Here is an 18331-nt window from a genome sequence, read left to right on the forward strand (position 1 = left end):
ATTGACGGCCGCGTTTACTGCTTGGGCCGGACACGCCTGAAGCTTATCGTAAACCTGCCAGCGTTAATGCTTAGTTTTGCATCAGCCCATATATTGCCGAGCATAATCGGTGAACCAGTCGATGAACTGGCCTATCGTGGTATCACTTTCTAGCTGGGTCGGATAATACAGGGTCAGCCCGTGGCGGTGGGCATTGACGACGTCGGTCAGAGTCAGTTCTACCAAGTCGCCCTTTTCGACATACTCTTCGGCAAAAATCCGCGACAGTACCGCCCACCCCTGGTGCCTAAGCAGTGCAATCAGCACGTCATTGTTGCTGATGATGTGCTGGTGAGGCGAGATTTTCATCATGTCGATCCCTGCCCGCAAATGGTTTTCACTGATGTATTGCTTGTTGAGTTGGAGATCTTTTATCGCCACCTCGGGTTGTGTTGCCAAGGGGTGGTGTTGGCCGACATAAATAGATAGCGGCAGCATGCCGAGGCTGCGGTACCCAATTTGTTTTTCCGGGATCAGCTTGTTGCGGTGGGGCATGATGGCCAGCTGGGCTTCGCCCGACACCAAGTCATTGAGGGTTTCATCACGGTTACGGTGGAGCCAGTTGAGTTGGAGCTGCGGGAAATGCTCTGCGGCTTGGCGCTCTATCTGGATCACCATACTCGCCGGCAACAGCACGTCGTGATAGATGTTGAGGGTGGTGAGTGTCTGATCAAACGCCGCCAGTGCGGTCAGGGTAAACTCCTGTGCCTGGCGGGCGAGAATTTCGGCCCGCGGATATAACCGGTGGGCCAACTCGGTGGGTCTGGCGCTGCGCCCGACAATGGTGAACAGCGGTAGCCCGAGGTTATCCTCGAGGCTGATCACATGCTCCCTGACGGTGGTCCGGTCCTTGTCCAGTACCCTGGCGGCGGCACTGTATGAGCCGTGTTGGTAAACAGCGGTGAAAGCTGAGATTTGTTCGAGGGTAAACATAGCGAGTTCCGGCGAAGGCGTTTGTTATTGAAGCTAAATCCAGAGCTCATGTTTTTCAAGCGCCTAGCAGAGATTATGGGATTTAGGTTTTGCTTTGAAATTGGATTGTGAACGTAAAAACCGCCGGCCCCGGTCGGGTCTGGGCAGGCGGTGAAGTGGTTATATTATCTCGGTAATGCTACAGCTGCTCGGCTAGCTGATGGGTGATATCCAGTTTCAGCTTGTAGCTATCCCGTGCGGCATTGGAGGCACTCGGCGCGCTGGAGAAGGTTGCTATCACCACGTTTTTGTCTTGGTTGACGTACAGGGTTTGGCCAAACACGCCACGGGCGGTGGCGATACCTTTTTCCTCATCATGGATCCACCAGAAGTTCTTGTAACCGGTTAGCTTGTCGTCGTAAGTAACATGTCCGGTATCTTTGTACTGACTTTTGCGGACATGCTGGCGCTCTTCTTCGCTCAGGGTAAAGGTGTCCTTGACCCATTTCTCCGGGAAGAGCTGCTCGCCGTTGTACTGGCCGTTGTTGGCCATGGCCATGCCGAAGCGGGCAAAGTCACGCAACGTGGTGTTGAAGCCGCCTGTCGCCACCGGCGTGTAGGCGATATCGGTGATGAAGAAGGCATCGTGCTCGGTACCAAGCTTGCCCCAGATATTCTCTGCAATATAGGTCTGCAACGGCTGGCCGCTCTGGCGCTCGATGATCCAGCCGATGACATCGACATTCGGTGAGTGGTACTCGAATTTGTGGCGCGGGGGTAGCTCTGGGTTTTGCACGATACTCGGCAGGAATGCCTGGATCCCCCTTGGGGTATCGTCTTTGGCCGGGTTGAGCGCCATCAGATCATAAGCGGGAATAAAGCCCAGGCGACGAAAGTACTCGGTGCTGGTTGCGCCCGGCTCCATGTTGACGTAATCCTCGCTGTAATCGAGCGCGGTGATCATATTGAGCACGTCGCGAACGGTACGCTCGGCAAAGGCGCTGTTTTTCAGCTCGGGGATGTAAGCAGACACTTTCTTCTCGGTATCCAGTTGGCCTTGCTCGGCTAGGATCCCTGCCGCCATCCCGATTAATGACTTGGTGCTGGATGCCCACAGGTGGTGATCTCGCGGCCCGAATTCACCGAAGTAGCGCTCGTAGACAATCTGGCCGTCTTTGATCACCAGATACCCATCAGTGTGATCAGTTGCCAGCGCTTCTAACAGGGTGACCTTTTCACCTTGGTATTCAAAGCTGGCTTGCTCGAGGGTTTCATTCATGTTGTAAGGGATAGACACCGTCTCGCCATCGCGTGGCACCATGACCGACGGGTGGATGCCGACATTACGAAATGCCCATTGGTTGTAGGTGGGCAGCGTCCAGTTACTGGCGGTGACCTGGGTCTCGCCTGAAGCTGGAAATCCGTCCATTACGGCGGCATGTGCTGTACCTAGCCCGGCAATCAGGCTAGCTGTCATAAGGCTGGTTAGTAGGCGCTGTTTCATGGAATTCACCTTCTTATGTTTCACTCTGTAGGAACTAATCTGTTGGGCTATTCTTAGCAACAGCCCTTTCTAAGAGTGATATTACCGACCATCATTTAAATGTAATGTCAGTTATGCGGGGGTTAACCCAGCAAATATCGATAAGGATCTGATTTGTAGTGGGGTTTGAGGGGGGGGGAAGAATAGTAGCTGAGCGTGGGTCCATGGCCACGCCCAACTGTTTTGTAAAGCTAGCCTTAACGCTGTCGCAGGTAGTGGCTTTTGACCATGGCATTAAGCAGGATCTCGCTGCTCTTAAGCTCAAACGTGAGTGGGGAAGGTAATTCGCCAAACAGTGAGCTGCCTCCACCCAGCACAAGGGGAAAAGTCGTAATGATCATCTCGTCGATCAGATCTTGGGCCAGGAAGTTTTGAATGGTGATCCCGCCATCGATGTACAGTTCGTTGAATCCCTTCGCATTGAGATCTGCCAGGATGTTGTTCAGCTCGCCGCTGACCAAAAATGCTTTGTCTTGGTAGCCCTCGGGAATGGTCTTTAGGCTGTTGCTGATGACAAAAACCGGCTTGCTGTATGGCCACTCGCAGTCAAAAGCACACACTGTCTCGAAGGTATTTCGCCCCATCACCAACGCATCCACCCGGTTCATAAAGTCATGAAAACCAAAGTCATTACCCTCAGGGTTAGGAATACTGTGGAGCCAATCCAAATTGCCGTTCTTATCGGCGATGTAGCCATCGAGACTGGTTGCGATGTAGACAATATTTGCCATGGTGATCTCCTGGTATGAGGTTGAAAATGATGCGGCCTAGATAGCCGTTAGGGTTTCGGTTATAATATTCTACAATGTAGAATAACGTGAAGTTTAAAGAGATCTGAGAATGACTGTCAAGGGAAAAAAACGGGGACGGCCGTCGACATCAGCGCCGGTTTTGAGCAAAGAACGGATCATCGAATGTGCTAACACTTTGATGGCAAAAGACGGCAAGATCCCCAGTATCCGCAAGCTGGCTGCCAGCCTAGAAGTCGATCCGATGGCGATTTATTACTATTTCACCAACAAGCAGGCGCTACTGGAAGCGGTGACTGTCTCGCTGGTGGCAAAGATCTATACTCCAAAGCTATCCGGTGACTGGCAACATGAACTGGCCAAGCTATGCGAGAGCTACCTCAACCTGCTGGCGCAATATCCGGGATTGTTGGAAACCTTACTGGGGATGACCGCCCATGGCCCGGCGACGGTGTTCACCGAGCGTTTTGATTTGGCGACAGCAGGTTTATCGCTAGATGAAGAGCTGCGTAACAATGCCTTGTCTATGCTGGCGGACTATTTGCACGGTTATGCCTTGGCGATGAGCTGCCAGGCAGGCGATGCACTCAAGGTGGATATGATGGTGGGGCCACTGAGCTTTTATATGCAGGCGTTGCAGCAGATGGCCAAGCCTTGATCATGCTTCCGGTCGACTGGCTTTTTCTCGTATTAAAAAGGCAGCCATTTGGCTGCCTTGGTTACTGCATGATGGCTCAGCGAGTGGCTTAGCGCTGCTCAAGCGGGTATGAGCGGTAGCTCCACATGCCGTAGGTACGCAGAGCATCGCGGTAGATCCCCAGTAGCTCACCATCTGAAGGAACCTTCAGTTCATCCAATGGTTTATCGGCGGCCGATACGGTATCGAACGTGATGCCTTTTGGTCCGGTTTGCCATGAGGCAATCTCGAACAGAGCCTGACCACGGCGCACGTGGCTTGCCGAGCTGATGATCGTTGCATGATCGATATCGTGACGGGCCAGGGCATAACTGCTGTATAGTGCATTTTCTACCGTACTGCGGGCGTAGTTGTCTTCGATAATACGCTCGCGGGCAATACCTTTCTCAACCAACCAATCGGCCATCAATTTGCCTTCGGTTTTGTGGTTACGTGGTACGCCGCCGGTGAGCACGATTAAAGAGTCCGGTTCAGCCTTGGCCATTGCCAGGGTCATTTCAAGGCGCTGGACCAGAATATCGTGCATGCTGCCGTCCGGGTTTAGAGCATAGCCCAGGGTAATGATCGCCGTATTGCCCTCGTAGGCTTTATCTTGTTTTTCTTTCAGCGGTGTTGCCACAATACGATTGACGGTATCAAAGATACGCTGGATATCGTCAGCCCGGCCGGCATTGAGCGATTTGAGGGCGTTCATGTGCTCAAGCGAAGCCTGACTGTTGCCTTTGAACTGCTGCCAGACCGCGAGGTAGGCATGGGCATCGACATCTTGCGGGGCGACGGCCAAAACTTGCTCGAAAAGCTCAATCGCCCGGTCGACGTTCTTGTTGTAGATCTGGGCATTGGCAGCAGAGATCAGCAAGTCGGTACGGTAAGGTTCTAGCTGGTACGCTTCAAGCAGGCGATTGGTGACAATCTCCATGTTGCTAGGCATTTTGGCGGTAAATCCGGCATGGGAAATACGGGCTGGCGACTTGAAGGCACTAACGGCATCGGCCAGCAGTTGGTCGACAACCTGGCGCTTGGTAATAAACTGGCTGTATTCCACAGTGGCCTGGATACTTTGCTGTGGGGCGGTATCTGCAGCCAGGATAGACGTCGAGGAAAGGCTCAATAGACCACTAAGGGCAAGGGCAATAAGGTTCTTTTTCATTGTTTTTGTTTAATCTGCATCACAAGGTGGGCAGCAATATATTGCATCCCTGGAATGAATATTGTGATCCAGTAATAAAATTCCCTTATCCCTGTGCAGGACGGTGCACAAAGTGATGGCTTGCTTCCATATTTGTGTGATGATTTTATTTCAATTCATTATTAGTGTGAATAAGTGACAGTTTCCGGGCGAGGGCTGCTACGGCTTGATAGATGGCATCGCCACATCCTGCATGATTACGCAGATCAACTTCTCGCTCTTCAAATTGACCATTTTCCCGGCAATGAAAATAAATTTCATTTAAAATACCAACCTCATATTTATTTGCGATATGTACCCGTTCTCGAATAAGTCGGGGGAATTGATTAATGGTGATATCAACAAATTTATTATCTACCTCGACCCAGACATGACTGAGGATTTCAGGGTAGTCGGCCAGATCATTGCGGCACCAAATCATCTTGGGGTTATAACCATGCTCTCTTAAATACATTGCCAGCATGTTGTTGGCCAAATCACAGGAGCCATAAGGAAAGGCATTGAGTTCCTGCCAGCGAGGAAGTTCACAGTAGCGGAAGGACTGGGTTTCGATAATGGTGGCAAGGGCACTCCGGAATGTATGGATATGGTATTTCATGGCAACCTTCCTTGTTGGTTAATAAAACTGTCAAAGGCCGCTTTCCTTGGTTAGGAATCTAGCGTATGGGTATAAGTATAGGCTGGTTGCCAAGACGAATGTCCTAAACTTGATTCTAACGATAATTATTATTGTTTTGTCTTGATTATTATTTATCAACTGTAAGGTAGAAATAATTATAGTTTTCATTCTTGGGCAATACGGCTAGGTATCATTAATCAATTCTAATAATCTTAAAAGTTCCTATGAGAATTTGAGAACATTCTTGGTTATGGTTTATTCGTGTGGTTGTTTTACTCTTTAATTATTGTTGTTGAGAAATAAATCTAGCAGAAAATTACTTACACTTTGTGTGGGTTAACTAATTATATTGTTGTGAGGAGATATTCAAACTTATTGATGTCCATAACTCAGGCTTTTCATTTCAAATTTAATGGAACTGACTTGATATTAAAGTCAGTAGCTTTTAATTATAAAAAATAAGTATTTGGAGCTTATTGATGAGTATTCACACGGCTAGGTTTAAAAATAAGGGAGTAGATAAGATATCTATCCCGCTGCTCTTCGGCATGATGAGTGCCGGTGCCTTTTCCGGTAATGTTTATGCCAATGATTTAACGTATTTGGAAGAGTTGGGTAAGCGGCTTTTCTTTGAGAATATTTCGCTGAACCAAAATATGTCATGCGCAACCTGCCATGCGGGCTCGGCCGGAGGAACTAACGGTGATTCGGTGACGAATAATACGGATGTTGCGGTAACTGGCTCCGACGGTGAAGGCGTCGGTAATTTAAGGCCACCAACAAACCAATATGTCCAGTTTCGAACCGATGCGGGAGATATCGTCGGTTTGGGCAATTTTAAAGTGTGCACGGTCCCGTTCCTCGGTGATGTTGCCTGCGGTGGCGCCTTCTGGAATGGACGGGCTGAAGGTAACCTGATTGAAGCCTTCCATAATATTGATCCCTTTGCGGGTGTTGGTAGTGAATATGAGGATATGTACCGTAAGTATATCGGTCCGTTGTCTGATCAGGCTCATGCCAGTCCGTTTATCAACCCGGTAGAGCAAGCGCTGGAGACGAAACAGGATGCTTGTAAGCAGGTTCGCGATGAGACTATCTGGGGTGAACAGCTATACAAATATGCCTGGGGCTCTGAATTGAGGTGCGGTAAAAGGCAGATAGATAAAACGTTCGCGCGTTTTGCTATAGCGCTTTCTGCCTGGCAGATGTCAAAAGATAATAACCGCTTTGATTCCAAACGTGATATTGCATTGAGAAATGATGCAGATGGACAATTCCCGCTGGATGACTTTACCGCGCAAGAGAACCGTGGCCACGATATTTTCTACAATGTGGGGCCGGTGAGAGGCAATTGTGTTTTCTGTCACCAAAGCGATCCGGTCAATGCCGGTGGGGTAGGGCCATTCGAGCGCTATACCAACGATCAGTTCTTTAATATCGGGGTGCCGAGGAACCATGACATTCCCAATGATCCCGAGCCGGATATTGGGGTTGAGCTGATTGCGCCAAACTTAGGATTACCCTTTGGGACAAACTTGGGTAAGCACAAAGTACCCACCTTGCGTAATGTGGATAAACGTCCGCACTCTGGCTTTGTGAAAGCTTATACCCACAATGGTTGGTTCAAGAGCCTCGAGCAGTTGATCCACTTTTACAATACCGCCAGGGTGAAACCGACCTGCGCCCCTCACATTGAGACCGCCGAACAGGCGATTGTCAATAATTGTTGGCCAGAGCCGGAGTTTGATGTCAATCGCCCGCCTCCGTTCGTTGTCGGCGGGTTGGGGCTTTCACCGCAAGACGAGGCTGACTTGGTGGCGTACCTGAAAACGTTAAGTGATGGTAGTTCGGTACAAGCACCGGCTCGCTACCGTCTGCATATCATCAATGAAAGCCGGTTGGATCATGGTGATGATGGTTCTTCAGGGCCATTCGGAGGTCTGGAAGACAGGGCTGACGATGCCTTTGGTCGCTTTTAAGTAGACTGATTAACCATCGAGCTAAACCAGAATGCCCGAGCCATTGCGATAATGGTTCGGGCATTTTGTTACTCGCTTTTGGTCATGAGTTTTAGGTACTCGGCCTCGGTGTAGTAATCGGCTTTATCAGCCCTGTCGAGGAAAACCAGGCCATTGAGATGGTCCAACTCATGCTGGAAAATTCGGGCAATGAAACCTTCCATTTGAGTTTTGACTTCCTTGCCTTCAAGGGTGTCGTAACGCACCTCGATATGGGAATGGCGGCTGACCAGTGCGCGGATCCCCGGAATGCTCAGGCAGCCTTCCCAGTCTTTTTCCATATTCTCGCTGGCCCAGGTAATTTCCGGGTTGAGCATCAAGGTCGGCTCCATCATCGGTGCGTCGGGATAGCGTGGGTTGGGGCGGGATGCCACGATGAAAGCACGGATAGACTCGCTGACCTGCGGCGCGGCGATACCCACGCCATTATGCTCCAGCATCTTTTGCTGTAGCGCATTGAAGAAGGGGGCGAACTCCTGATATTGGGTGGCCGAAATCAGCGATGCATGCTCGCGCAAGATAGGGTTGCCGAGCTGGGCGATGGTGAGCGTTTCCATGGTACGAGTCCTTTTCACTGTTTCTCCGTAAAGCTTATAGGGCGACAGGAAAAGCGGCAATAGGCAAGAGGGCGGTGCTGATGATTTGGTTGTGATGATGTGAAATATAACAGGCCCGGTGAAGGGCCTGTTTATCGGTTGAAGCTTTGCTCGGGAGAGTGGGCTGAACGAACTTACATCATTGCAAACAGCAGAAACACGATGGCGCAGCCAACCAGCAAGACCAGCGGGTAGGCTTTGCTGTTGTGCGGCTGTTCCTTGGGCGGCTCTTGCATTGCAGCAGCAGCTATCGGCTCGGCGTTTGCGGCGGTATTGGGCGCTGGCTCAGTGCCCGTTTGCGCCGCTTGTTCATCCGCGCCAAATAGCGCCATCACCTCAGCTTGGGTGCGTGCGGCCAATAGCTGATCCCTAAAATCGTCATCAACCAGCGACGAGGTCAGGGTGGTGAGCACTTCCATGTGGGTGGAGCCAGCTTCTGCAGGCGGAATAGCCAGCAGGAAAATCATATTGACCGGCTCGTCGCCATCAAGGCCCTGCCATTGCAATTCATCTTTGACAAAGGCGCAGGCAAACACCGGTTCGGTAACCGCTTCGGACTTACCGTGCGGCACTGCGAGGTACTCGCCTAGGGCCGTCGGTCCTTCCTCCTCGCGCTTGAGTACCGCATCGAGGAACATCTGGCGGTCGGTCAGCTTTCCGGCCTGATCGATTTTATCGGTCAGGGTTTCGATGGCGGTGATGCGGTCATCGAATACGGCATCGAGCATGATCAGATCAGGTGAGGTTAATTGGGCCAGTTTCATGGTCGTACTCCTTATTGTTCATGCTGCTGATTTGAGTTTGGCGCTAACCAGATAAACTGGTATGGCGCTAATGTTGACTGTGGTGCGAAGGTCTCACCGCTGATCAAATCTGTCCCGCCTTGTGCCAAGGCGACTTGCTGCGGTTGGCTGGTCAGGTTAAGGATGTAGGTAATGCGTGTTTCACCTTCACCACGGATCAAACCAAACACACCTTTGCCTAGGTTTAACACGGTTTGCTTGGAAAGCGGTGAAAACGCGCTGTGTTGCTGGCGAAGGTTGAGCAACTTGATCATTTCACCGTATACCTGCTGGCGCAATGAGCCATGGCTATTCAGCTCGTTTTCCAGTTCATCGAGACTGAACTTTTCACGGTTGATTCGGCGGTTGATGCCGGATGTTTCCATGCCCGCAATGTCATTCTCACTGCCGAGGAAGCTGTGGTAGTAGATAGCCGGAACGCCGATAAATGACAGTAACAGTGACTGCGCAGCAAGGAACTTGCGTGCTTTGTCACCGTCGGTGTCGCTTGGCTCGGTGATCGCACTGAGGTAATTGATATTGAGCTCATACGGCGATTGGGTGCCGTCTCCATTGTGTTTGTAGTTGACCCGGCCGCCCTTGCGCTCGACTTCGCTGCACATGAACTGGCGGTCGGCATCGGTCAGGATCCCTTCGGTCGGGCGTACTCCGATCCCATCGTGGCTGGCAAGGAAGTTGAAATAGGTAGTCTGGCGTCCGGCGCTGAGGTTCTCCATTGCCTCGCGGGTCAGCCCTTCGGCCCACTGGGTCAACACCGAGCTGTCTTCAGCGAGGAAGGCGTGCAGGGTCAGCGGCGGCAGCGGGAACTGGTAGACCATATGGGCTTCATCGCCATTGCCGAAATAAGCCACGTTTTCCGGGTGGGGAACGTTGGTCTCGGTGATCAGCAAGGTACCGCTGGCGGCAATATCCAGTACCAGGCGCCACAGCTTGATGATGTCGTGGGCCTGCGGCAGGTGGATACAGCTGGTGCCTAAAACTTTCCAGATAAAGCCAATTGCATCGAGGCGGATAGAGCGGCCGCCGTTGGCCGCATACATCAGCAGGATATCGATACTCTCCAGCAAGATCTGTGGGTTGGCGAAGTTGATGTCGATCTGGTCGTCTGAGAAGGTGGTCCAGACGTGGGCCGTCTCGCCGTTGGCCTTGGTAAACGGCGTCAGCAGCGGCAAAGCGCGCGGCCGGGTGACACTGCTGTAATCCAGGCTTGGGTCGGATTCGACGAAGTAATCTTGATAGCGCTCGTCGCCTGCCAGGTAGCCCTGGAACCAATCACTGCTCTTGGAGATATGGTTGATCACACAGTCGTACATCAGGTTGAAGTGCTCAGCCAGGGCATTGAGTTCATCCCAATCGCCAAGGTTGGGATCGACCTTGCGGTAGTCAACCACACTGAAGCCATCGTCCGAGGTATACGGGAACATCGGCAGGATATGGATATTGCTGATCGCCCCTTTGAGGTACTTATCGGCGAAGGTTTTCAGGGTCGCCAGTGTCGGCTTGCCGTTTTCGCTGATGCTGTCGCCATAGGTGATCAGGTAGCTTGTGGTCTGGTCGACCCACGCCGGGTAGGCCGGTGCCTTGCCCTGCCATTTGTCGATGAGCGCCAGGATCGCTTCGGTGATCTGCGGCGCCTGTTCTTGGCCGTAAATATCGGCCACTTTGTGGGTAATAGCTTGGGCAAACATTAGCAATTTTCCTTATCAGACGGTGTTGCAGCCGTACAGCGCAAACGCAGGTCGATGGTATTGTTCGGGGCAACCACCGGCTCGGCTCCGGCGATCAGTTGCTCGCGGTAGTTGACAATAGCGACATCGGCATAGTTGTCGAACTGGGTCATATCCAAAGTGATGGCTTGTTCGGTCGGGTTGAACAGGCGCAGGACTAGCGCGTTGTTTTCGTAGAAAGAGTACGACAGGCTCGACAGCTCCAGCTCTTCTTTGATATTGAGCAGGCTAAATTGTTTGCTCATTGGTTTAACGTCAAAGCGGACCTGGAAGCGCTCGAGACGGTTTTCAAAGCTGTTGAGGCGCTGGCGCTGGTAGCTAAACGGCTGGTTGAGGTACTCGGTTTCCAGCTCGCGGATCGCCTGGTGCGATGTACTTTCGGCCATGGCGATGGCAAAGCTGAAGCGCATGGATTGCTGCAGCTGGGCATCTGGGGTATGAACCACGGTATTGTTGATCCCCGATGCGCGGCCCGGACGCCACAATAGCTCATCTTTGCCAAGGTAGCCGACCGCCTTGAACAGGGTCAGGGCGATGCGATCGTATTGGTCGGTTTTGAGGATTTGGTATTCCTTGATCCCTCGGCCGTTGATAATTAATGCCCTGTCTGTTTGCTTATCGTCAGCGTCATTTGCTATCGCGACAGCACCCTCGGTGGTCTCGATATCGACCGGGCACTCGCGGAAGCGCTCGCGCCAGTTTTCCTCTGCGCCGAACAGCACCGGCGCAATTGGCCGCTCAATCGTGGCAAACGGCAGGGTACTGACAGAGCTGTCGGTATTGATATCACTGTTGATCAATACACGTACCCGGTGGTCTTTGACGTGGTTGATGGTATCAATATCGACCTGCAGGTTGCGCTCGCCATGGTGCAGGGTAAACGTTAGCTTGAACACGATTTCGCTGTTGGCATCCCCCTGACGGCGGTCTTCCAAATCTTGTGGCACTAAGATCCGACTTTGCAGGGTCATTTGCTGCATTAGTTCACCGCGCTGGCTGCCAATTAGAGACAGTGGCTGGGAGTAAAGCGGGGTATCACCTTCCAGCGGTGAGAAATCATAGGAATCACCATCATCCGCTTGGTTTTCAAACTGAATGAGGTTGGAAATAGTTCGGCCACTTTGCTTGTCGGTTAGCACCAGTTCGCCGTTTCCTAAAGAAAGATGCAACCGGTCATTTTCTATCTGGGCCGAGGTGCCGTTTTGTGCCTTGGCCATCGAGCCAGCCTCGCAGACCTGAAAGGTTTGGTAACCAAGCGCCGGGATATCATTGAGCTTGGCTTTGAGCTCGAAACGGTAATACGGCGGGACAGGGACTTCTTTTTCGCCGTCTTTGGTGACTTCGATAACCTTGCCGCCATCGAGTGTGTCGCGCTTGACCAGCTCAGTGGTTACCGCTTGGCCGTTGTGCTCCAGTGTAATATCAGCCAAGGTGCTGAACACCACGATATCGACAATACCGGAATACGGTTTGATACGGTTGTTGAACACCATGACTTCACCCTCATCGCATACCTGGCTGGCAATGTCTTTGACAATCAGGTTGTACAGGCCGTGGCAGATCTCCTCGGCTTGTTTGAGGCGGTGCATTATATCGGCGTTGGTGGCATCGCTGTTGCAGCCGCCCATGCTATCGTGGGCATGACATTCGATGATTTTTTTCCAAGCGATATCAATGAGCTCGGTATGTACGGTAATACCGTGCGCCTTGGCAATCGCGGTGACCAACTCGAGCTTTTTCAGCAGGAACTGCTCGATGTCGAAGTTGAGTTTCTTGATGTCGTAGCGCACTGAGCCAATGGTTTTGTGGATGCGGGTATAGCGTGGGATCTTGAACTCACCTTGGTAGGTGTCGAAATCACTGCTGTTTTGGCGCAGGTAATCGACATAGTCTTCCATCGACGAAATCACATAGGTGTCACCGGCCGTGCTGCGCTCGGTGGCCTTGGCTAGGGTCTCCGGCAAGTTAGGGTCGATATTGACCTGATCGCCACCGGATGGGATCAGCACTTCGTCGAGGCCGGCAAGGGCCTTGATTTTCTCGACCATCGGGAAGATTTTGTTGTCGAGGTGGGCAGGCTCGGCCACGATATTTTTCGCCGCGCCGTAGCCGTGGACCAGGTTGTAGGCAAGGATGTTGTCGCCGCCCGGTGACTGCCAGAAGAAGTTGGAACGCTCGACCTGCTGGTCGTAGTCGATACCGCGCCAGAAGATGATATTGTCGATCCCACAGCCTTTGAATAGGGTAGGCATCTGGGCATTGTGACCGAAGGTATCCGGCAGATAGCCGACCGTCATGCTGTGGCCTAGCTGTTCGGCGACATGCATGCCGTATTTGAGGTTGCGGATGATAGATTCGCCGGCAACGTTGAAGGTATCGGTTTGGGTGTACCAAGGGCCGATAAACAACCGCTTGTCGCTGACCAGTTTCGCCATGCGCTCGCGCATGTGCGGCATCACTTTGAGGTAATCTTCAACAATGGCTGATTGTCCATCAAGGTGGTAGCAGCTATAGCTCGACTGGCTTTCCAGTGTCTCGATCACCTTGGTGAAGTTGTAGGTTGCAAGAACATCGCTGTCCTGCTGGGTGAAGTACCACTCACGGTCCCAGTGGGTGTGGGGAATAACATGCACTTTAGCCATGCTGACTTCTCTTCTTTTAGAATTTCAGTATTACAGGGGCAGTATCTACTGCCCCGCATTGTCTTGTGTTGGCCGGGGTGGCCTTATTGGGTTCAAAGGGCCAGCTTCGGTCAGTGGCTACTTTTAGGGTGCGGCTTGGTACAAAGCAGCAGGGCGATAGCGATAAAGCTTGAGCCGACAATAACCGAGATGGTATAGCTCACCGGATCGGAGGACAGGAACCAACCCCATACCGCAGGCAATGGCAGGCTCTGCCAGACATTGAGCACGACGGCCAGCTGGGTACCGATGATGGAGCCGAGGATCATAATCGGGATCATTTTCGGATTTTTCAGGATGAACGGGATAGCCCCTTCCGAGATACCGATAAGGCCGAGCATCAGCGAGGTCTTACCGACAGTTTGCTCTTCGCGGCTGAATACGCGAGGGCGGAACTTGCCGTCTAGCAGGGCGGCGATGCCGACACCGATAGGCGGAATCACGATACCCAGTTCGCGAGCAACCAGGTCGAAGTTCTCACCCATGCCGTTAAGGCCAAGAGCAACCGAGCCTGCCGCTTTGTTGATTGGACCACCAAGGTCAAAGGCGGTACCGGCAGCAATTACCATCGAGTAAATACCGCGACCAGCGTCACCGGCTTCGGTGAACAGTTTGACCATCGCCATGTTAACGGCGCCGAAGAACGGGTTGATAGCGTATTCCATGGTAAGCACCATGACGACACCACTGACAAGTGGTACCAGCAACATGGTTTTCAAGGTGGTCAGTTCGGACTTCACCTTGATAGTGTCGTTGAGGTAGCGAACCAGATAACCAATCAGGAAACCAATGGCGATAGCGCCGAAGAAGCCTGATGGTGCCCATACCTCGATACCGAAGAAGCGTTTGTAGACTTCGTCGCTCATTACCCCACCGATAAAGGCCGGGACCAGAGCGGGCTTACCGGCAATGGAATAGGCCAGGTAGGCAGCGAAGATCGGGTACATGAACTTGATGGTCATGAAGCCAAGGCGATCTAGGGTTTCGACCGGGGTACCGGAGATATCAATAAATTCACCGGTGATTTTGGCGACCGCCATTAGCAGGCCACCGAGTACCACCACAGGCAGCATGTAGCTGATACCTGTCATGATATGGCCGATAAACACTTGGTAGGCAGAACGCTTTTCCTGAACCGGAAGAACAGCGCCTGAAGTGGACTTGTCTTTTTCGCGTTTCATTGCTTCTGGCAGCAGGACATCGACATGCTTGATCAGCTCCTGGGTACGTACTTGCAACGGGTTGGCATTGTCAAAACGTTCCATATCCATGATTGGCACGTCGACAGCCAATACAACGGCATCAGCGCTGGCAATGTCGTGGGCGGTCAGCTTGTTTTTGACCCCGTCACTGCCCTGCGTTTCTACTTTGACTTCATAGCCTTGCTTTTCAGCCCAGCTCTGAATTTTCTTTGCCGCCATAAACGTATGGGCGATACCTGTAGGGCAAGCCGTTACTGCGACCAGTTTTTTCTTCGCCATGGTTTCATATCCATTGTTCTAAACTGCAGACAGTATAAAAAGCGGCGATCGGCAAGCGTTATGGTTTCTTGGTACAAGGTGCGTATGACGATACTTTTGAGAGCTTACTCACGGATTTTCATCCGTTGTTCGCGATTAAATACGCCCATCCAATGACGACGTGACGACAGCAAATTACATGAATACCTTCCGTGGGACCGAACGCATCATCTATGAGTTTATTATTAGCCACGCTAAGCAATTGGGCGAGATCTCGGCCAAGGAGATCGCCGCCAAGGCGTTGACCACCACGACCTCGGTCAACCGGGTGTGCAAAAAGATGGGGTATGCCAGTTATACTGAGTTACGCTACAAGCTGGCGGCAGACTTGGCCCGCCAGCGCTCGTCATCGGAAGATGAAGGGCTAGATCAGGAAGTGATTGCCAAGCTGGCATCCGGCCTTAAAGCCACCAATGTGGTGTATCTCTATTCCCGCGGTGCGTCGATTGTCAGCGTCAATTACCTGTCTCGCTTTTTGTCTCTCGCCAATATTCCTCATCTGGTGATCACCGATATTCACCAGCTCACCATGGCCAGTGCGGGTATCTTGGTACTGATCAGCAAATCGGGTGAAACCAACGCGGTGGTGGACATGGCCCACAATGCCAAGCGCAAAGGAATGAAGGTATTCTCGATCAGCCTGCGCGGCTCGACCCTGAGCCAAATTAGCCATCTCAATGTGAATCTGGAAGAGCAGATTGATGGGATTTCGCTGTACAGCCGGGAGAGCCAACTGCATATACTCGAGGTGGTGGATAAGTTGGGTGAGCAGTTGCTGACTTAAAGTTAATGAATAAGCTTTTTTGGTTTGAAGTGCCTTAAGTAATGTGGAATCACCACGGTCTCTGATTTTATGGTTTGGTTAGTTGCTTAATTGTAAGGTCGCGAACCAGCTCGAAGAAAAAAGAGACCAAATGTAACTGTTAGTGGGCTTATTAAATTAAGCTCCTAAATTTTCATTATTTTTTGTGATTTGCCCTCTTCGATTAGTTCATTATCCGAGCTTTATGAAGGGGGAATGTATTAATGATTCAATGCACATACAATGGTAATTTCAAGAAGAAATTCGATGCCAATATGACGGCTCTCGGCCTTCCGGTTCCTTCTGGGCTTTTTGAAACGGCGACGACAACCACTGCCACTCTAGTTGCAATGATCGAGTCTTACAATGCACTAGGAGCAACGGCAACCGTTAGTGAGATTCTTGGAGCCACCGTCGCAGTTGAAAAACTTAAACTTATCGCGGCCCTTGCTGGTTCTTTCTATATTGGGGCAGCTATCGGTTCTTTGGCTGTCGCGACGAGCAGTTCAGTTACTTGTTCTTTGAGTATGTCTGAAATTCTTGCCTTCAAGCGAAAACACAAACTCGATTTTAATGGTGATCACTTATTTTATCATCGCCATAGGGAAGTGTTTATGGCTTCTCACCAGAAACGGGGTTACTACCATAGGGCTGTCATACAATGATAAATGTAATTAAAGATAAAGCCTTATTACTATTCTTCGGAATAATTTGTGCTGCGGGGGCATGGCTGTTAATTGCAGGCATGGGGCAGTGGTTCTTTGTCTTGATGGCTGTTGTAGGCGGGCTGTCGTTCTGGCAGCGAAAAAAGAACAAATGATAATAGAGGGTTTATGGGGTTTCCCATAAGCCCTCTTTAATTCAATCATCCATACACATGATCAGCACCGCGGCAAATGCCAGGAAGGCGGTCATCATCAGGAACACATCGTTGTAAGCCATAATTGCCGCATCACGCTGCATGGTCGACAGCAGTGTGGCTTGGGCCTGCTGCATCGCGGTGCCGGCATCACTACCTGCCTTGATAAAGAAATCACTCTGTTGCAACAACTGCTGCCAGCCATTGGTACTGACACTGGGCAGTGATTCCTTGATATGCCCGAGGTGCTCGCGGGTTTTGTTATCCAGCAGAGTGGCGATAATCGCGATGCTGAATGCCCCGCCGAGGTTGCGCATGACATTGGTCAGGGTCGAGGCATCCGGCGTGTCGGCTTTGCTGATATGCTTCATCGCCACCAGAGACAGCGGTACCATGATGAACGGACTGCCGATAGCACGCAGCACCATGGAGAGGATCAGCTGTTGGCCGCCGAAATCCACCGTCATGTGGGTGTTGACGTAGCAGCTTAGGCCAAACATGGTAAAGCCGAATGTCACCAAGTACTTGGGTTTGATGAACTGGACCAGCTTGGGCACGATGGGAAACAGCAACAGCTGTGGGAAACCCATCCACATCAGCACTTCACCGATCTCCATGGCGTTGTAGCGCTGGATCTGGGTCAGGTACAGCGGCAACACATATATCGAACCGAGCAGTGCCATTCCGAGGATCAGGTAGGCCAGGCACGACATAGCAAACTGCCGCTCGCGCAGCAATCGCAGGTTGACCAGAGGCTTGTCGTGCTGCAGCTCGTTGATAACAAAATGCACCAAGCTAACGCCCGAGATAATCGCCAGCGTGACAATGAAGTTCGAACTGAACCACTCTTCGCGGTTGCCCTCTTCCAACACCACTTCCAAACAGCCAAGCCCAAGGGCCATGGTGACAATCCCGAACCAATCCGCCTTGAGCAAGGTGCCAAGGTTGAGCGGCTCGTCATCCAAGCCATAGCGGATCATCGAAATCACCAAGATCGCCGGCGGGATGTTGATATAGAAAATGTAGTGCCACGACAGGTTTTCGGTCAGCCAGCCGCCGAATGTCGGCCCAATTGACGGGGCAAAGGTAGCGGTCACACCGAATAATGCCATCCCGATGGCCCGCTTTTGGATCGGTAGCAGTTGAATCACCAGCGAGAAGGCCAGCGGGATCAGGGCACCGCCGCTGAACCCCTGCATGGCCCGGAAGACAATCATCGAACTCATGTTCCACGATAGCGAACACAGGAAGGATGACAGGGTGAAAATCGCCGTGGTCCATGTCAGGTAGCGGCGCTTGCCCAGTGCATTCGATAGCCAGCCGCTGAGCGGGATGGCGATCATTTCCGCCACAAGATAGGACGTGGAGATCCACGAACTCTCGTCCAGGGTAGCAGACAGTGCCCCCTGGATATCTTTGAGCGAGGAGTTGGTGATCTGGATATCCAGGATCGCCATGAATGCCCCAATCAGGCCGCCGAACAGGGCGATCCAGTGGCGGCGAGGCACATGAAGCGCCTCGCTTTCAACAGCATGAACCTGTTGCTGTTGAGCTGTTGTGATATCGGCCCCCATGAC

The 18331-nt window shown here is 51.8% G+C and carries 16 protein-coding genes; 5 read left to right on the forward strand and 11 right to left on the reverse strand.

The annotated features are described in order from the left end of the window. Positions 1-81 precede the first annotated feature (81 nt). The 3 genes from C9J03_RS03815 to C9J03_RS03825 all read right to left on the reverse strand — a co-directional run bounded on the left by C9J03_RS03815 (position 82) and on the right by C9J03_RS03825 (position 3225). Positions 82-972, reverse strand: coding sequence for a LysR family transcriptional regulator (locus C9J03_RS03815; RefSeq protein WP_044621761.1), 891 nt, complete (start codon positions 970-972; stop codon positions 82-84). A 178-nt stretch (positions 973-1150) separates the two neighbouring features. Further along, a complete protein-coding gene (locus C9J03_RS03820; RefSeq protein ID WP_044621762.1) occupies positions 1151-2455 on the reverse strand; it encodes a serine hydrolase domain-containing protein in 1305 nt (434 codons plus the stop codon). Positions 2456-2691: 236 nt separating this feature from the next. Continuing rightward, entirely contained in the window at positions 2692-3225 is a 534-nt protein-coding gene (locus tag C9J03_RS03825; RefSeq protein WP_044621763.1) for a dihydrofolate reductase family protein, read from the reverse strand. A gap of 109 nt (positions 3226-3334) precedes the next feature. On the opposite strand from C9J03_RS03825, the gene C9J03_RS03830 reads away from it, so the two are divergent. After that, positions 3335-3901 carry a TetR/AcrR family transcriptional regulator gene (locus C9J03_RS03830; protein ID WP_044621764.1) on the forward strand — a complete coding sequence of 189 codons (567 nt, stop codon included), beginning with the start codon at positions 3335-3337 and terminating at the stop codon, positions 3899-3901. A gap of 88 nt (positions 3902-3989) precedes the next feature. Here C9J03_RS03830 and C9J03_RS03835 read toward each other — a convergent pair whose 3' ends face one another. Then, positions 3990-5090: a YdcF family protein gene (locus C9J03_RS03835; RefSeq protein ID WP_044621765.1), complete on the reverse strand. Its 1101-nt coding sequence runs from the start codon at positions 5088-5090 to the stop codon at positions 3990-3992. A gap of 145 nt (positions 5091-5235) precedes the next feature. After that, the gene (locus C9J03_RS03840; protein WP_052829681.1) at positions 5236-5727 is read right to left on the reverse strand and encodes a hypothetical protein; all 492 of its coding nucleotides are present in this window, start codon (positions 5725-5727) and stop codon (positions 5236-5238) included. Between the two features lie 500 nt (positions 5728-6227). On the opposite strand from C9J03_RS03840, the gene C9J03_RS03845 reads away from it, so the two are divergent. After that, positions 6228-7727 carry a cytochrome-c peroxidase gene (locus C9J03_RS03845; protein WP_052829682.1) on the forward strand — a complete coding sequence of 500 codons (1500 nt, stop codon included), beginning with the start codon at positions 6228-6230 and terminating at the stop codon, positions 7725-7727. 68 nt (positions 7728-7795) lie between these two features. Here C9J03_RS03845 and def read toward each other — a convergent pair whose 3' ends face one another. From def to C9J03_RS03870, 5 genes are all read right to left on the reverse strand, one after another. Next, positions 7796-8341 carry a peptide deformylase gene (def, locus tag C9J03_RS03850; RefSeq protein WP_231580606.1) on the reverse strand — a complete coding sequence of 182 codons (546 nt, stop codon included), beginning with the start codon at positions 8339-8341 and terminating at the stop codon, positions 7796-7798. Positions 8342-8496: 155 nt separating this feature from the next. Continuing rightward, a complete protein-coding gene (locus C9J03_RS03855; protein WP_044621767.1) occupies positions 8497-9126 on the reverse strand; it encodes a fructose PTS transporter subunit IIA in 630 nt (209 codons plus the stop codon). Positions 9127-9137: 11 nt separating this feature from the next. Next, positions 9138-10853 carry an alpha-amylase family glycosyl hydrolase gene (locus tag C9J03_RS03860; RefSeq protein ID WP_044621768.1) on the reverse strand — a complete coding sequence of 572 codons (1716 nt, stop codon included), beginning with the start codon at positions 10851-10853 and terminating at the stop codon, positions 9138-9140. Next, positions 10853-13534, reverse strand: a complete 2682-nt coding sequence (locus tag C9J03_RS03865) for a glycoside hydrolase family 38 N-terminal domain-containing protein (RefSeq protein ID WP_044621769.1) — start codon at positions 13532-13534, stop codon at positions 10853-10855. Before C9J03_RS03865 ends, C9J03_RS03860 begins: the two co-directional genes overlap by 1 nt. 110 nt (positions 13535-13644) lie before the next feature. Then, positions 13645-15054 carry a PTS fructose transporter subunit IIC gene (locus C9J03_RS03870; RefSeq protein WP_044621770.1) on the reverse strand — a complete coding sequence of 470 codons (1410 nt, stop codon included), beginning with the start codon at positions 15052-15054 and terminating at the stop codon, positions 13645-13647. 178 nt (positions 15055-15232) lie between these two features. Here C9J03_RS03870 and C9J03_RS03875 point away from each other — a divergent pair, with 178 nt between their 5' ends. The 3 genes from C9J03_RS03875 (at position 15233) to C9J03_RS26625 (ending at position 16715) form a co-directional block, all read left to right on the forward strand. Beyond that, entirely contained in the window at positions 15233-15877 is a 645-nt protein-coding gene (locus C9J03_RS03875; protein WP_039466229.1) for a MurR/RpiR family transcriptional regulator, read from the forward strand. Between the two features lie 242 nt (positions 15878-16119). Then, positions 16120-16560, forward strand: a complete 441-nt coding sequence (locus C9J03_RS03880) for a hypothetical protein (RefSeq protein ID WP_052829683.1) — start codon at positions 16120-16122, stop codon at positions 16558-16560. Next, complete coding sequence (locus C9J03_RS26625) at positions 16557-16715, forward strand: hypothetical protein (protein WP_156149930.1); 159 nt, start codon at positions 16557-16559, stop codon at positions 16713-16715. Before C9J03_RS03880 ends, C9J03_RS26625 begins: the two co-directional genes overlap by 4 nt. A gap of 41 nt (positions 16716-16756) precedes the next feature. Here C9J03_RS26625 and C9J03_RS03885 read toward each other — a convergent pair whose 3' ends face one another. Further along, entirely contained in the window at positions 16757-18328 is a 1572-nt protein-coding gene (locus tag C9J03_RS03885; RefSeq protein ID WP_082060531.1) for a DHA2 family efflux MFS transporter permease subunit, read from the reverse strand. Between the last annotated feature and the right edge of the window lie 3 nt (positions 18329-18331).

The organism is Photobacterium gaetbulicola, from assembly GCF_003025515.1.
Classification (GTDB): domain Bacteria; phylum Pseudomonadota; class Gammaproteobacteria; order Enterobacterales; family Vibrionaceae; genus Photobacterium; species Photobacterium gaetbulicola.

Excerpts from the sequence above, each read along its gene's own strand:
- C9J03_RS03815 (WP_044621761.1), bottom strand. The coding sequence starts at position 972 with ATGTTTACCCTCGAACAAATCTCAGCTTTCACCGCTGTTTACCAACAC.
- C9J03_RS03820 (WP_044621762.1), bottom strand. The coding sequence starts at position 2,455 with ATGAAACAGCGCCTACTAACCAGCCTTATGACAGCTAGCCTGATTGCC.
- C9J03_RS03825 (WP_044621763.1), bottom strand. The coding sequence starts at position 3,225 with ATGGCAAATATTGTCTACATCGCAACCAGTCTCGATGGCTACATCGCC.
- C9J03_RS03830 (WP_044621764.1), top strand. The coding sequence starts at position 3,335 with ATGACTGTCAAGGGAAAAAAACGGGGACGGCCGTCGACATCAGCGCCG.
- C9J03_RS03835 (WP_044621765.1), bottom strand. The coding sequence starts at position 5,090 with ATGAAAAAGAACCTTATTGCCCTTGCCCTTAGTGGTCTATTGAGCCTT.
- C9J03_RS03840 (WP_052829681.1), bottom strand. The coding sequence starts at position 5,727 with ATGAAATACCATATCCATACATTCCGGAGTGCCCTTGCCACCATTATC.
- C9J03_RS03845 (WP_052829682.1), top strand. The coding sequence starts at position 6,228 with ATGAGTATTCACACGGCTAGGTTTAAAAATAAGGGAGTAGATAAGATA.
- C9J03_RS03855 (WP_044621767.1), bottom strand. The coding sequence starts at position 9,126 with ATGAAACTGGCCCAATTAACCTCACCTGATCTGATCATGCTCGATGCC.
- C9J03_RS03860 (WP_044621768.1), bottom strand. The coding sequence starts at position 10,853 with ATGTTTGCCCAAGCTATTACCCACAAAGTGGCCGATATTTACGGCCAA.
- C9J03_RS03865 (WP_044621769.1), bottom strand. The coding sequence starts at position 13,534 with ATGGCTAAAGTGCATGTTATTCCCCACACCCACTGGGACCGTGAGTGG.
- C9J03_RS03870 (WP_044621770.1), bottom strand. The coding sequence starts at position 15,054 with ATGGCGAAGAAAAAACTGGTCGCAGTAACGGCTTGCCCTACAGGTATC.
- C9J03_RS03875 (WP_039466229.1), top strand. The coding sequence starts at position 15,233 with ATGAATACCTTCCGTGGGACCGAACGCATCATCTATGAGTTTATTATT.
- C9J03_RS03880 (WP_052829683.1), top strand. The coding sequence starts at position 16,120 with ATGATTCAATGCACATACAATGGTAATTTCAAGAAGAAATTCGATGCC.
- C9J03_RS26625 (WP_156149930.1), top strand. The coding sequence starts at position 16,557 with ATGATAAATGTAATTAAAGATAAAGCCTTATTACTATTCTTCGGAATA.
- C9J03_RS03885 (WP_082060531.1), bottom strand. The coding sequence starts at position 18,328 with ATGGGGGCCGATATCACAACAGCTCAACAGCAACAGGTTCATGCTGTT.